The following is a 12507-nucleotide window of genomic DNA, read 5'->3' as shown; positions in this document are numbered from 1 at the left end:
TCCGATCTGTGGCCGAGGCCTGCGGCGCCCCCGTCCCCGTGCTGCTGCTCGACCGGTCCACAGGGCTTGCCGGGCGCTCGCGCCGTCAGGCGGTGTCACCGCCCGCCGAACAGCCCTCGTCAGACGGCCAGCGACTGGCCCGGGAAGATCAGGTCCGGGTCGCCGCCGATGACGCGCACGTTGTTCCGGTACAGGCTGTCCGTGTCGGTGCCGAACTTGGCCGCGATGTCGCTCAGGGTGTCACCGCTCCGGACGGTGTAGCTGCCCGTGGCGGTGTTCTTCGGCGCGACCGGCGCGACCGGCGCGACCGGTGCCACCGGCGCGGACTGCGCCGGCCTGGCCGAGGGCTGCCCCTTGGGCGCCTGCTGCTTGGCCACCGGTTTGGCGGCGGGGGCGGCGGCGGGCTTCGCCGCCTTCGTGCTCGGCTTGGCCGGCTTCGCCGCCTTGGCCGCCGTGCCGCCGGAGGTGTCGGCCGGGGCACCGCCCCTGCCCAGCCCCGCCTTCTGCGAGCAGACCGGCCAGGCGCCCGGGCCCTGCGAGGCGAGGACCTTCTCCGCGACGGCGATCTGCTGTTCCCTGGTCGCCTTGCCGGCGTGGGAGGCGTACGCCGTGCCGCCGTACGCGGCCCAGGTGGACGGGGTGAACTGCAGTCCGCCGTGGAAGCCGTTGCCGGTGCTGATGCTCCAGTTCCCGCCGCTCTCGCACTGGGCGACGGCGTCCCAGGTCGAGGCGGTAGCGGCGGAGGCCGAGGTGGCCGTGACGAGGCCGGCCACCGGCAGGGCCGCGACGGCGGCGCCCGCGATGACCGCCATCCGAACGCGGTGGCGCTTGGCGGTGGCGGTGGTGTCGGTGGCAGCGGCGGTCTCGTGACGGGGATTCATACAGGTCCTCTCGACAAGTCCCGGGCGGGCATGCGGAACCAGGCCCGGGACATGGGCCGGCAGTTTTTCGCTCACCTCACTCGACGGGCGGCCGGACACGTGTCGGACGTGCCGTGCCGCCCCGGTCACCTCCGCACACCGACGGCCTGTTCGAGCCGGCCTCGTCGGCGGGCACCGCCCTCGCGCCGCGGGTCAGTCGGCGGGCAGTGCGTCGGGGTGAACCCGGGTGGCGCTCGTTGCGCCGCCAATGAAGCTAGGGGGCATCACCCGGACGCAGCAAGCAATTCTTGGACCTCGCAGGTCAGTTGACTGTTACCGGCGGTATCAATCAAGAAACCATGCCCGATTTGACCAGTTTTGACCGAATTTTCAAGATCAAATGGTCGAATTCCGTGCCCTCGCTCACACCTATCCCTCCGAGAAAGCTCACACGCCATCCACGGTGAGGAATCGTCAGCTGACGCACCGTCACCGCCACACCCGGAGTTCCCGGTTCCGCACCGCCGCCGAGTGGCATCCGTCACGCCGGACACGGACCGCTGTCGCTACATCACCATCCGTGACGGCCGTCGAGCTCCGCGTCCCGCGCCAACAGCGCCGCCTGGACGCGGTTCTCGCAGCCCAGCTTGGCCAGGATCCGGCTGACGTAGGTCTTCACCGTCGCCTCGCTCATGTGGATCCGCGCCCCCGCGTCGGCGTTGGACAGACCCTCGCCGAGCAGCGCCAACACCTCCAGCTCGCGCGGGGTGAGCACCTCCAGCCGGCGCCGCGCCGCCACGGCGCGGGCGGCCAGCGAGGCGCTGCGCCCGGAGGCCAGCGAGTCGACGATGTGCCGGGTGGCGGCCGGGGACAGGAAGGCGTTGCCGCCCGCCGCCGCCCGGACGGCCTGGATCAGCTCGTGCGGCGCGGTGTCCTTGAGCAGGAAGCCAGCCCCGCCCTCGGTCACGGCGCGCAGGACGTTCTCGCGCTCCCCGAAGGTGGTGAGGATCAACGCCCGCGCGCCGGGGGCGACCTTCGCCAGTTCCCCGAGCGCCGTCAGCCCGTCCATCACCGGCATCTGGATGTCCAGCAGCACCACGTCCACCCGGTGCGCCCGCGCGAGCTCCAGCGCCTCCCGGCCGTCGGCGGCCTCCGCGACCACCTCGATGTCGTCGGCGGAGCCGAGGATCATCCTGATCCCGGCCCGGATCAGCGGCTCGTCGTCGGCGACGAGGACTCGGATCACGCTGGTCATTCCCCTCGAACGGTGCTTCGGCTGCGGCACCATCCTCACATCCCGGCGCGGCCGCTCCGAACCACCCCGATCCGGGCCACCGCGCCGCGAAACCGGTCCGGCCCGCCCCGGTCGGAGCACCCGCCCGCGCACGGGGGCACTCAGACCCGGGCGACGTACTCCTGCTTCTCCACCAACACCCCGTCCCGGAAGCAGAATCGCGCCACGTGCTCCTCGTTCCAGCCGGCCCCGGGCACACCCTTCAGGACGAACCACCGGCACGTCGCGCCCGACGGGATGTCCGGGCCCGTCCCCTCATAGGTCTCGGTGAAGAAGTCGTTGCCGCGCGGCAGCGTCCGCATCACCTCGGACTCCGCGGTGCCGACCCTGATCTGGTCGTACATCGGCTTCTGCACCGTCGCGTCGTCGGTGCCCTTGACGAAGGCGATCACGCCCCAGACCAGCAGGCCGATCACGGTCAGCGCGACCGCGACCACCCCGAGGGCGCAGCCCGTCGCCGGGTTGCGCCGCCGGCGCTCCGTCTCCTCCTCCTCCACCGGCGGCAGGCCGTCCACCATCCAGTCCTCGGCCCCGTCCGCCACCGCCGCGTCCTGCTCCGCCCCTTCGTACGGGAGGACGGCCGCCAGCCGGAAGCCCTGCTCCGGCGTGGGCCCGGCGTGCACCATGCCGCCGACCAGCCGGGCGCGCTCCCGCAGGCCGGTCAGCCCCTGACCGCCGCTGACCGCGGCGCCCGCGCCGACGCGTGCCCCCACGAGCTCCGGCGCGCGGGTGTTGGTCACCTCCACCACCAGCGCGTCCGGCTCGTACCGCAGCGCGACGCCGATCGGCGCGCCGGGGGCGTGCTTGTGCGCGTTGGTGAGCGCCTCCTGCACGATCCGGTACGCCGCGTGGTCGACGGAGGCCGACAGCGGACGCCGCTCGCCCTCCACGGTGAGCGCGATCTCCGTCCCGGCCGCCCGGGAGGACTCCACCAGGGCCCCGACCCCGTCCACCCCGCCCCGGGCCGGCGTCCCGGCGGCGGCGGACGGCCCGGGGGCGGGCGGCAGCGCCGTCGACTCGTCGTGCAGCACCCCGACCACCTCGCGCAGCTCGCGCATCGCCGCGACCGCCGCCTGCCGCAGCACCCCGACCGCCTCGCGCTGCCGGTCGGTGAGCGTCCGGTCCACCTCCAGCGCGCCCGAGTGCACCGAGATCAGCGCCAGCTGGTGGCCCAGGCTGTCGTGCATGTCCTGGGCGATCCGGTGCCGCTCGCGCAGCCGCGCCTGGTGCACCACCATGACCCGCTCGCGCAGCAGCTGCTCGTTGCGCTCGCGCAGCGCGTCCATCAGGGCGCGGCGCTGCGCCCGGTAGCGCCCGTAGAGCCCGGGCAGCACGGCGGCCACCAGGAAGAAGCCGAGCGACAACGGCAGGACCAGCTTCGGCGAGAGCGAGGCGGAGTCCTTCAGTACGGCGGAGTCCTTCAGCACGCCCGTGACGGTGAACAGCAGCCAGCCCACGACGAACGCGCCGACCAGCGACCAGACCCGGCGGATCCGCGCCCCGGCCGTCCACCCCGCGCAGACCAGCAGCAGCATCGGTCCGGCCGACCAGCCAGCGAGGGCCGCGGCGACCAGCAGCACGGTGGCCGGCAGGCCCTTGCGCAGCACCCACGCCGCCGCGACGGCGAGGCCGAAGCACAGCGCGAGGCCGCTGTTGGAGAGCAGCTCCAGCAGGGCCGCGAACCCGCCCATCAGCAGGGCGAGCACCGTCTCGCCCACCACCCGGCGGGGCCGCCAGGGCCCCGGCAGTGCCGTCCGTACCGCTGTCTTCCAGGCCCGCGCGATCGCTTCCACCCGTCGAGGCTAGCGGTCCGGCCGGTACGGCCGCGTCCTCCTTCGTCGCCGCCCCGGGCCGACGAAAGTCGCCTGGCCGGCCCCGCCCGAGGTCCGGCCCGGCGTCGCCCGGTCAGCCGCCCCCTGCGTCGCCCGGCCGCCCCGCCCGGCGGCCGCTCAGCCGACGGCCGTGAGCAGCAGCGCCACGTCGTCCACCCGGCGGCTCGACCCGACCTCGCGCAGCAGCCGCTCGGCCGCCTGCTCCAGCCCCTCCCCCGGCACGGCCCGGGCCAGCGCGGCCCGCAGCCGGTCCACGCCCTGGTCGATCTCCGCCGCCGGGTCCTCCACCAGCCCGTCGGTGTAGAGGGCGAGCACCGCTCCACGGCCCAGCCGCAGGTCGCTGACCGGGTACTCGGCCCGCTCGTCCACTCCGAGCAGCGGCCCGCCCGGGACGTACAGCGCCTCGGCCCGCCCGTCGGGGTGGCGCAGCACCGGCGGGAGGTGCCCGGCCCGGGCGAGCCGGGCGAGGCCGGTGGCCGGGGTCAGCCGGACCAGGCAGCAGCTGGCGAGCAGTCCGGGGTCGAGGTCGAGCAGCAGCCGGTTGGTGCGGGCGAGCACCGCGTCGGGCGGCTCGCCCCCGGTGGCGAAGGCCCGCACGGCGCTGCGCAGCTGCCCCATCGCGGCGGCCGCGCCGACGCTGTGGCCCTCGACGTCGCCGATCACCAGGGTGACGTCCCCGCCGGTGACGATCGCGTCGTACCAGTCGCCGCCGATCTCCATGCCCTGGGTGCCGGGCAGGTAGCGGGCGGTGATCCGGATGCCGGGCACCTCGGGCAGCCGGTGCGGCAGCAGCGCCTGCTGCAGGCCGCGGGCCAGGACGAACTCGGCGTCGTACAGCCGGGCGCGCTCCAGGGCCTGGGCGATGAAGCCGCCGAGCGCGGTGAGCAGGCCGCGCTCCTCCACGGTGAACGGGCGCGACCGGTCGAAGCCGATGATGCAGCTGCCGACCGGCCGCCCGGAGGCGATCAGCGGCAGGAAGGCCCAGGCGCCCATCTCGTCCAGGGCCAGGCCGGGGTAGGTGGCGGCGAGTTCGCGCACCGACTCGAAGAAGATCGGGGTGCCGGTGCTGAGCGTTTCCGCGCCGGGCACCCGGGCGTCGATCGGGGTGTCCTCGAAGGCGTCCAGGAAACCGTCCGGGTAGCCGCTCTGGGAGAGCAGGTGCAGGCGCTGCTCGCGCACCGCGTAGATGGCGAGCTCCTGGCCGCCGAAGGCCGGCAGGATCTCCTCGGCCACCGCCCGGCAGACGTCCCGCACGGTGACCGCCTCGGTGAGCGCGCCGGCCAGCTGGAGCAGGTGGTGGGTGCCGCCCAGCCCGGTGCGGGCGGCGGGCGGCGGGGTGACGGGCGGCTCGACGGCACCCGGCGGCGCCTCGGCCGCGACCACCCGGCCGGTGACGCCGTGCGCGTCCGGATAGAGGGAGAAGGCGAGCCAGCCGTCCGGCGGGCGGGCGGCCAGGAAGGCGGTGGGCCGCTGGGAGAGCATTGCGGCACGGTAGCGGTTCTCGTAGAAGGGGTCGGCGAGCCAGGGCAGCACGTCCCAGGGGTGGTGGCCGAGCAGGTCCTCGCGGCGGGCCCGGAGCAGCGGCTCGGTGGCGCGGTTGGCGTAGGTGATCCGGCCGTCCGGGTCGAGCGAGAACACGCCCTCGCTCAGCCGTTCGACGGCGGCCGCGGCGGCGGTGAGGCTCCGGACGTCCAGCACCGCGCCGACCAGGTGGGTCCGGCCGTCGGAGATCGCCACCGGTACCCGGGCCCACAGCTCCACCGGGTACGGCCGGCCGTCCGGCCCGAGCACCCGGACCCGGGCGGCCAGCACCTCGCCGTGCTCCAGCGCGATCCGGGCGGCGGCCCGGAACTCCGGCAGGTCGCCGGGGGCGACCCGGCGGTTCAGCGCGGCCACCGTGCCGTCGAACTCCCCCGGCCCGAAGCCGAAGATCTCCCGGAACCGCTCGTCGGCGGCGAGCGCCCCGGTGGCCACGTCCCAGTCGAACAGTCCGACCCGGGCGGTCGGCACCGCCGGCGGCGACAGCTCCACCACGGCCACCTCGCCGCCCGGCTCCACCGACTGCCCGGGCTCCGCCAGCCCCGCCAGTTCCTCGCCCAACCGGTCGGCCGCCTCGGCCAGCCGCCGGGCGTCCGACGGCGGCACCCCCTCGTCCGAGGCCGGCCACAGCCCGTTCAGCACCCCGAACCGCTCCCCGCCGTACGCCACCGGCGCGCAGGCGGAGGCGAAGTCGTACGGCAGGCCGACCGCGAGCTGCGGGAAGCGCCGCATGGTGTCCTCGGTGTCGGTCAGGGTGATCACGCGCCCGGTCCGGAAGCAGACCGCCACCGGCAGCGGCCCGGCGGCGGCCACCCGCCGGAACGGGCTGATCACCGCCGGCGGCACGCCCGCGACCGTGCGCAGCACCAGCGAGCGGCGGTCCGGCGAGCGCAGGTACGCCAGCGCGCCGTACGCCCCGGTGGTCCCCACCACCCGGCGCACCGCCCCGGCGAACAGCTCGTCCCGCCGGTGGTCCGCCTGCCGGGCCGTCTCCCGTACGGAGGGCGGGGCCGCCCGGTCCGTCTCCGCACCGGCGCCGGGCTCCCGCGGCCGGTCCGGACCGGGCCTCGCACCAGGGGCCCCATCGGTCGCGTGCGGATGGCGCATGCTCTTTTGCTACGCCCGGCCCGCAACCGTGTCAAGGCGAGCCCGCACCGGCCGCGGAGCCGCCCCGGGCTGCGCCGAGCTGCCCCGCAGGCCGGTGTGCACCAGCATGGACGGCATGCCGAGCGAGTCCCGCCGCACCACCGTGGTCAACCTCAAGGGCCACCTCGACGACCCCGGGTACCGGGACGTCGTCTACGTCGGCCGCGCCGTGCACCGCGGCGGCTGGCACCTCGACGAGTCCCCGCTGCACTGCCCGTTCCGCCCGGGGCCGGACCTCACCCGCGAGCAGATGCTCGTCCGGTACCGCGCCCACCTGCTCGCCCGCCCCGACCTGCTCGCCCTCGTCCCGCCCCTGCGCGGCCGCCGCCTCGGCTGCTGGTGCGCCCCGCTCCCCTGCCACGCCGACGTCCTCGCCGACCTCGCCGACCACCCGCCGGTCTGACGCCGGGGTGGCTCAGAGCCCGGAGAGGTCCACCTCCACCGGGTACGGCGCCACGGCCTTGACCACTCCGGTGAACAGTTCCCCCGCCCGGTACGCGCCCTCGGCCGCGTCCAGCACGTAGGTGTGGACGACCGGCACGCGGCCGACGGACTGCTCGACCCGCCAGTGGAACGGGATGCCCGCCTTGGCGTACTGGTCCAGCTTGACCACCCGGTCGGTGGTCTCCGACCCCGGCGAGACCACCTCGACCAGCAGCAGGACGTGCTCGGGTCTGGTCGGCGACTCGTCGATCGTGTCCGCGCGGTAGACCACCACGTCCGGCCGGCGGTTGTTCAGCGGCACGTCCTGCAGCCGGACGTCGAAGTCGGTGTCGGCGTTCCACTCGACACCGCCCGCCTCGTCCAGGGCGTTGGCCAACAACCGGGCGATCCGGTTGTGCCGCTTGGAGGCGCTCGGGGACACGATCACCATCCCGTCGACGATCTCGATGCCCGCACACTGCTCATCGGTCCAGGAGTCGTACTGCTCACTGGTGATCTGCCGGTGCATCCACTCGGGTGCGATCATCTCGGCCGTCACGGCCTACCTCCCCTGGGCTGCTGGGCGGGTCTCGTGCTATGCCGCACAGCCTAGTACGGCGTTTCGGAGGTTTCGGACGGTTCGGGGACTGTTCGATATTCTCCGGGCGGGTGGCGGCGCGGGGCCGCCGGTGGGGAAGTGGGAGCCGTATGCAGTCGCCGTCGTCCGGGGGGCCCGTGCGCGAGACGTCGTGGCAGTGGGACGAGGAAACGGACGGCGCGGAGGCCACCGGGGACGTGCTCGCGGGCGGCGGGGAGCGCCGGCGGCCGAGCCGGCGGCGGCTGCTGGCCGGGGCCGGGGCGCTCGCGGCGGGCGGGGCCGCCTGGGCGTTCGGCCGTTCGGGTGCCGGCGGGGCCTCCCCCGCACCGGGGCCCGGGCCCACCCCGACCGCGCTGTCCGGGCCGACGCCGATCTGGACCTACCGCGGCCCGGAGCCGATGACCCCGGAGCGGCTCACCGACCCGCCGGGCCGCCCCGTCTACCTCTCCCGGAGCGGCCTGCAGGTCCTCGACCCCGCCCGGGGCACCGCCGGCCGGCTGCTGGTCTTCGACCCGCCGACCTCCCGGAGCTGGCCCAGCGACCTCGACATGCTCGGCAAGGTCGTGATTGGCCCCGACCACCTGTTCGCCACCACCTACGAGGGCCACCTCGACGCCCGGCACTTCACCGACCCGGCCGGCGACTGGAGCCTGCCGCTGCCCGACGAGCTCGAGGGCCGGACCCGCCTCACCGGCTACGACCGCGGCATCCTCTACGGCTGTTCCCGGGGCCGCCCGCAGGCCGACCGGCCGGCGCCGCAGAACCGCCTGTTCGCGCTGCGGGTCGCCGACCGCTCCCTGCTGTGGTCCGTCCCGACCGGGTACGAGGAACAGCCCGTCACGCCCGCCACCGGCTCGGGGAGCCACCTCCTCGTCTGCGTCCGCTTCCTCGGCGGCCGGGCCGAGGTGGTGGCCCGGGACGCCGCCACCGGCCGCGAGCTGTGGACCGCGCCCGGCGACGAGGAGCTGCGCTGGTGCGTCGTCGGCGGGCAGAACGTCTACGTCCCGGACGGCAACGGCGGGGTGCGCATGCTGCGCCCCACCGGCGAGCCGGGCTGGAGCCACTCCCCCGCCCGGGGCGAGTCCTGGCGGGCGCTGCCGCCCCTCCCGTACGGCCCCCAGGTGTTCGTCCCGCGCGACCAGGGCGGCGTCACCTGCCTCGACGCGACCACCGGCGCGGTGCTCTGGTCCTGCCGGCTGCCGTTCCCGCTGGACCGCCGCAGCCGTCCGCTGGTCGCCAACGGCACGCTGTTCGTGCCGGGGACGGCGGTCGGCGGGGTCAGCGCGATCCTCCCCGCGACCGGCGAACTGGGGTGGACCTTCCACGACTCCGGTCCCGGCAAGGACGTCTGGACGCTCGCCTCCGACGGGACGCACCTCGCCGACGGGACGCTCCTCTACGCCGGCCACGACGACGTCCTGCACGCCATCCCCCTGCGCTGAGCGCGCCCCGACGAAACGGCAGGACCGGCCCGATGCAGGTACGCCCGATCTCCCCCGACAACCTGGCCGAGCTGCTCGCCGACCGCATCGCCGCCCTGCCCGACGCCGGCGGCCGGCGCCTGCGGGTCGCCGTGGACGGCGCGGCGGCCGCCCGGCCCGAGGCGCTCGCCGACGCCCTGGTGGAGCCGCTGCGGCTGCGCGGCCACCCGACGCTGCGGGTCTCGGCCTCGGGCTTCCTGCGCCCGGCCTCGATCCGGCTGGAGTACGGCCACCGGGACGCGGACGCGTTCCACGACCTCTGGCTGGACGACGGCGCCCTGGCGCGCGAGGTGCTCGACCCGCTGGAGCCGGGCGGCAGCGGCCGCGTCCTGCCCTCCCTGCGCGACCCGGTCACCGACCGCTCGACCCGCGCCCCGTACACCGAACTCCCGCCCGGCGGCGTGCTGTTGCTGGACGGCGCGCTGCTGCTCGGCCGCTGGCTGCCGCTGGAGCTGACCGTCCACCTGGCGCTCAGCCCGGCGGCGCTGGCCCGCCGCACCCCGGCCGACCAGCAGTGGACACTGCCCGCCTTCGCCCGCTACGAGGCGGAGACCGGGCCCGGAGAGGAGGCCGACGTCACCGTCCGGGTGGACGACCCGCGCCACCCCGCGCTGGTCGAGCGGAGCTGACCTGCGGGGCCGGGCCGCGCTGGCAGTACGGGCACCAGAACACCGCCCGGTCGCGCGGCGGCGCGCCCTGGCGTCCGGTGGCCACGGGGGTGACGCAGCGCGGGCAGGGCCGGCCCGCCCGCCCGTAGACCCAGTGCTGGTAGCCGGGCCGGGTGTCGCCGGTGGTGACGTGGCCGGGGCGCAGCTTGTTGGCCTCCAGCATCTGCCGGGCGCGCTCCACCAGACGGTCGGGGTGCGGGAGTTCACCGACCTCGGTCCACGGGGTGACGCCCGCCACGAAGCACAGCTCGTTGGCGTAGACGTTGCCGATCCCGGCGAGGTTGCGCTGGTCGAGCAGCGCCTCGACGAGCGGGCGGCCCGGGTGGGCGAGGAGCCGGCGGACGGCCTCCACCGGGTCCCAGTCGGGGCCGAGCAGGTCGGGGCCGAGGTGGCCGACGATCCGCCGCTCGTCGGCGGTGCGCAGCAGTTCGACGACGGGCAGCCGGTAGCCGACGGCGGTGCCCCGGTCGGTGCCGAGGACGGCGCGGATCTGCCGGTCCGGGCCGCCGGTCCACCGCTCGCCCGGGCGGTAGACCACCCAGCGGCCGTCCATCCGCAGGTGGGTGTGCAGGGTGAGGCCGCCCTCGAAGCGGGCGAGCAGGTGCTTGCCGCGCGGGACCACCTCCAGCACCCGGCGGCCGGTGAGGTCGGCGGTGGCGTGCGCGGGCACCCGCAGGTCGGCGCTGGTCAGCGGTTGTCCGGCGAGGGCCTCGTGCAAGTGGGCCGCCACGCGGTAGACGGAGTCACCTTCTGGCATGCCTCCATTCTGGTCCGCGCGGCGGCCCGGCGGCTCACCGCCCCCGCCGCCCTACTCCGACTGCCCCGGGGCGCCGTGGGCCTCGCGCACCACGACCACCGGGCAGGGCGCGTGCTCGGTGAGGTGGCGGCTGACCGAACCGAGCAGCACGCCGGAGAAGCCGCCGAGGCCGCGGCTGCCGACGACGAGCAGCGCGGCGCCCTTGGCCGCCTCCAGCAGCGCCTGGGCGGCGTTGCCGGGCATCACGGTCTCGGTGATCCGCACGCCGGCGTCGTCCCCGGCCACCTTGGCGATGGTGTCGCTGAGGGTCTTCCCGGCGAGTTCCTCGGGGTTGAAGGTCTCGACGGTCGGTACGCCCTGCCCGGCCCAGCCGTAGAAGGCCGGGTACTCCCAGGCGGCGATCGCGTGGACGGCTCCGCCGACGGCCTTCGCGTAGTCGATCGCCCAGCGCAGCGCCTGCTCCGAGGCGGGCGAGCCGTCCACGCCGACGACGATCCGGGGATTGGCAGTCATGCCCTTGCTCCTTCGGTTGCTCTGATCGGTCCCGACCGTCCGAACATAGATCAAATCGGACAAACGACCTGCCTCTGCCACGCCGGAAGCGGCCCTCCGCATTCAATTCCAGTGCGGTCGACGGTCGTGACCTGGGAGGATGGCCGAATGCCGAGCAAGCCCCACCGCCGCACCGGCGGCTTCGCCGAGGTCCTGGCCGCCCTGCCGCCGAAGGAGGAGCCCGGGCGCTGGAACCTGGACGACCCGATCGAGAAGGGCGGCTTCGTGGACGCCGGGGGGTGCCGCTGGTGGCTGGCCCGCGGCCCGGTGGAGGAGCGGCTGGCCAGGCGGCTGGCGGCCCACGCGGACGAACTGACCGTGGGGCTGCGGGGCGAGCTGGTGGAGGCCTCCCCGGGCCACTACGTGCCCGCCCTGCTCGCCCCCGAGGAGCGCCCGGCCGCCTGGCGGGAGGCCTGCGAACTGGGGTACCTGGCGTACGAGTTCCGCTCCTCCGAGGGCGACCGGACGCTGCTCTACCTCGTGGTGTCCTGCTGAGCCAATAGGACTCAACTCCGGTAGGCTGCCCAGGAGTTGGCCATCCGCTGGACCTGCCCGGGGGTGAACCCGGTCATGCAGGAGTCGTAGCTGTAGTCCATGAAGTCGTGGATGGGGTCGAGCCCCGCGTCCCTGCAGGTGTCGCGGCCCTCGGGGCAGCCGGAGGCGGCGCTGCGCTCGGCCGGGGTGTCGTCCACGTAGTCGCCCGGGGCCCGGCAGCCGCCCTGGAAGGTGTGGAAGAGGCCGAGCCAGTGGCCGATCTCGTGGGTCGCGGTGTCGCCCTCGTCGTAGTGGGTGGCGCCGCCGCCCGGCAGGGAGGCGTCGAGCACCACCACGCCGTCGTCGACCGGGTTCGCCCGGTACGCGTTCGGGAAGGTCGACCAGCCGAGCAGGGAGTCGCCGAGCCGTGCGGTGTAGAGGTTGAGGGTGCCCTGGTCGCCCTTGCGCAGGGCGCTCTTCATCGCCTGCTCGGCGGACGAGCCCGGGGTCATGCCGGTGTACCAGGAGGCGTTGTCGGTCCAGTCGGTGCCGACCAGCTCGAAGTGGAACGGGCTCACGGCGTTGCCCTCGCCCTGACCGCCGTAGCTCTCGTTGAGGTGGTCGATCTGGCCGGCCACGGCGGCCTGGTCCAGCCGTCCGGCGTCGCCGTCGTGGATCACGTGGAAGTGGACCGGGACGGTGACCGGGGTGGCGGACCTGACCCGGCCGGTACCCAGTCCGGCGAGCCGCCGGTCGAGGTCGGCCTGCATCGCCCGGGCCTCCTCGGCGCTGACCTCGTTCGGGTCCCGGACCGGCCGGCTGCCGGCCGGCAGCCGGGCCGCGGCACCGGCCGCACCGGCGCCATCGTCCGCGTTGTGCTCCT

At 75.2% G+C, this 12507-nt stretch carries 12 protein-coding genes; 4 read left to right on the top strand and 8 right to left on the bottom strand.

The genetic code is table 11. The features are described from left to right. Nucleotides 1-119: 119 nt before the first annotated feature. The 4 genes from ABZW03_RS26895 to ABZW03_RS26880 form a co-directional block, all read right to left on the bottom strand. Nucleotides 120-881 carry a transglycosylase family protein gene (locus tag ABZW03_RS26895; RefSeq protein ID WP_355263337.1) on the bottom strand — a complete coding sequence of 254 codons (762 nt, stop codon included), beginning with the start codon at nt 879-881 and terminating at the stop codon, nt 120-122. Between the two features lie 550 nt (nt 882-1431). Continuing rightward, entirely contained in the window at nt 1432-2106 is a 675-nt protein-coding gene (locus ABZW03_RS26890; RefSeq protein WP_355263340.1) for a response regulator transcription factor, read from the bottom strand. Between the two features lie 149 nt (nt 2107-2255). Further along, the gene (locus tag ABZW03_RS26885; RefSeq protein ID WP_355263334.1) at nt 2256-3947 is read right to left on the bottom strand and encodes a histidine kinase; all 1692 of its coding nucleotides are present in this window, start codon (nt 3945-3947) and stop codon (nt 2256-2258) included. A gap of 156 nt (nt 3948-4103) precedes the next feature. Further along, nucleotides 4104-6632 (bottom strand): SpoIIE family protein phosphatase, encoded by a 2529-nt coding sequence (locus ABZW03_RS26880; protein ID WP_355263331.1) that lies wholly within the window; start codon nt 6630-6632, stop codon nt 4104-4106. Between the two features lie 115 nt (nt 6633-6747). Here ABZW03_RS26880 and ABZW03_RS26875 point away from each other — a divergent pair, with 115 nt between their 5' ends. Further along, a complete protein-coding gene (locus tag ABZW03_RS26875) occupies nt 6748-7074 on the top strand; it encodes a DUF4326 domain-containing protein (protein ID WP_355263328.1) in 327 nt (108 codons plus the stop codon). 12 nt (nt 7075-7086) lie between these two features. Here ABZW03_RS26875 and ABZW03_RS26870 read toward each other — a convergent pair whose 3' ends face one another. Continuing rightward, on the bottom strand, nt 7087-7653 hold the full coding sequence (locus ABZW03_RS26870; RefSeq protein WP_355263325.1) for a Uma2 family endonuclease: 567 nt from the start codon (nt 7651-7653) through the stop codon (nt 7087-7089). A gap of 176 nt (nt 7654-7829) precedes the next feature. Between ABZW03_RS26870 and ABZW03_RS26865 the strand changes: the two genes are divergently transcribed. Both ABZW03_RS26865 and ABZW03_RS26860 read left to right on the top strand, forming a co-directional pair. Next, nucleotides 7830-9134, top strand: coding sequence for a PQQ-binding-like beta-propeller repeat protein (locus ABZW03_RS26865; RefSeq protein WP_355263323.1), 1305 nt, complete (start codon nt 7830-7832; stop codon nt 9132-9134). Nucleotides 9135-9166: 32 nt separating this feature from the next. Further along, nucleotides 9167-9802, top strand: a complete 636-nt coding sequence (locus tag ABZW03_RS26860; protein ID WP_355263320.1) for a uridine kinase — start codon at nt 9167-9169, stop codon at nt 9800-9802. Here the strand turns inward: ABZW03_RS26860 and ABZW03_RS26855 are convergent. Together ABZW03_RS26855 and ABZW03_RS26850 are read right to left on the bottom strand one after the other, a co-directional pair. Next, entirely contained in the window at nt 9750-10598 is an 849-nt protein-coding gene (locus ABZW03_RS26855; protein ID WP_355263317.1) for a DNA-formamidopyrimidine glycosylase family protein, read from the bottom strand. The genes ABZW03_RS26860 and ABZW03_RS26855 overlap by 53 nt on opposite strands. A gap of 51 nt (nt 10599-10649) precedes the next feature. Next, nucleotides 10650-11111, bottom strand: coding sequence for a universal stress protein (locus ABZW03_RS26850; protein ID WP_355263315.1), 462 nt, complete (start codon nt 11109-11111; stop codon nt 10650-10652). A 147-nt stretch (nt 11112-11258) separates the two neighbouring features. Between ABZW03_RS26850 and ABZW03_RS26845 the strand changes: the two genes are divergently transcribed. Beyond that, nucleotides 11259-11645 (top strand): hypothetical protein, encoded by a 387-nt coding sequence (locus ABZW03_RS26845; RefSeq protein WP_355263312.1) that lies wholly within the window; start codon nt 11259-11261, stop codon nt 11643-11645. An 11-nt stretch (nt 11646-11656) separates the two neighbouring features. On the opposite strand, the gene ABZW03_RS26840 is transcribed toward ABZW03_RS26845, so the two are convergent. After that, on the bottom strand, nt 11657-12507 hold an 851-nt coding region (locus tag ABZW03_RS26840; RefSeq protein WP_355263309.1), incomplete at its 5' end, for a zinc metalloprotease.

This window comes from Kitasatospora sp. NPDC004799 (genome assembly GCF_040609095.1).
Lineage (GTDB): Bacteria > Actinomycetota > Actinomycetes > Streptomycetales > Streptomycetaceae > Kitasatospora.
Note: the sequence above shows the minus strand (reverse complement) of the source record. Positions and strands in the feature narration are given on the sequence as shown.

Bases quoted from the DNA above. Each gene is read 5' to 3' on its own strand.
- ABZW03_RS26895 (WP_355263337.1), bottom strand. From the start codon at position 881: ATGAATCCCCGTCACGAGACCGCCGCTGCCACCGACACCACCGCCACC.
- ABZW03_RS26845 (WP_355263312.1), top strand. From the start codon at position 11,259: ATGCCGAGCAAGCCCCACCGCCGCACCGGCGGCTTCGCCGAGGTCCTG.
- ABZW03_RS26855 (WP_355263317.1), bottom strand. From the start codon at position 10,598: ATGCCAGAAGGTGACTCCGTCTACCGCGTGGCGGCCCACTTGCACGAG.
- ABZW03_RS26880 (WP_355263331.1), bottom strand. From the start codon at position 6,632: ATGCGCCATCCGCACGCGACCGATGGGGCCCCTGGTGCGAGGCCCGGT.
- ABZW03_RS26875 (WP_355263328.1), top strand. From the start codon at position 6,748: ATGCCGAGCGAGTCCCGCCGCACCACCGTGGTCAACCTCAAGGGCCAC.
- ABZW03_RS26850 (WP_355263315.1), bottom strand. From the start codon at position 11,111: ATGACTGCCAATCCCCGGATCGTCGTCGGCGTGGACGGCTCGCCCGCC.
- ABZW03_RS26860 (WP_355263320.1), top strand. From the start codon at position 9,167: ATGCAGGTACGCCCGATCTCCCCCGACAACCTGGCCGAGCTGCTCGCC.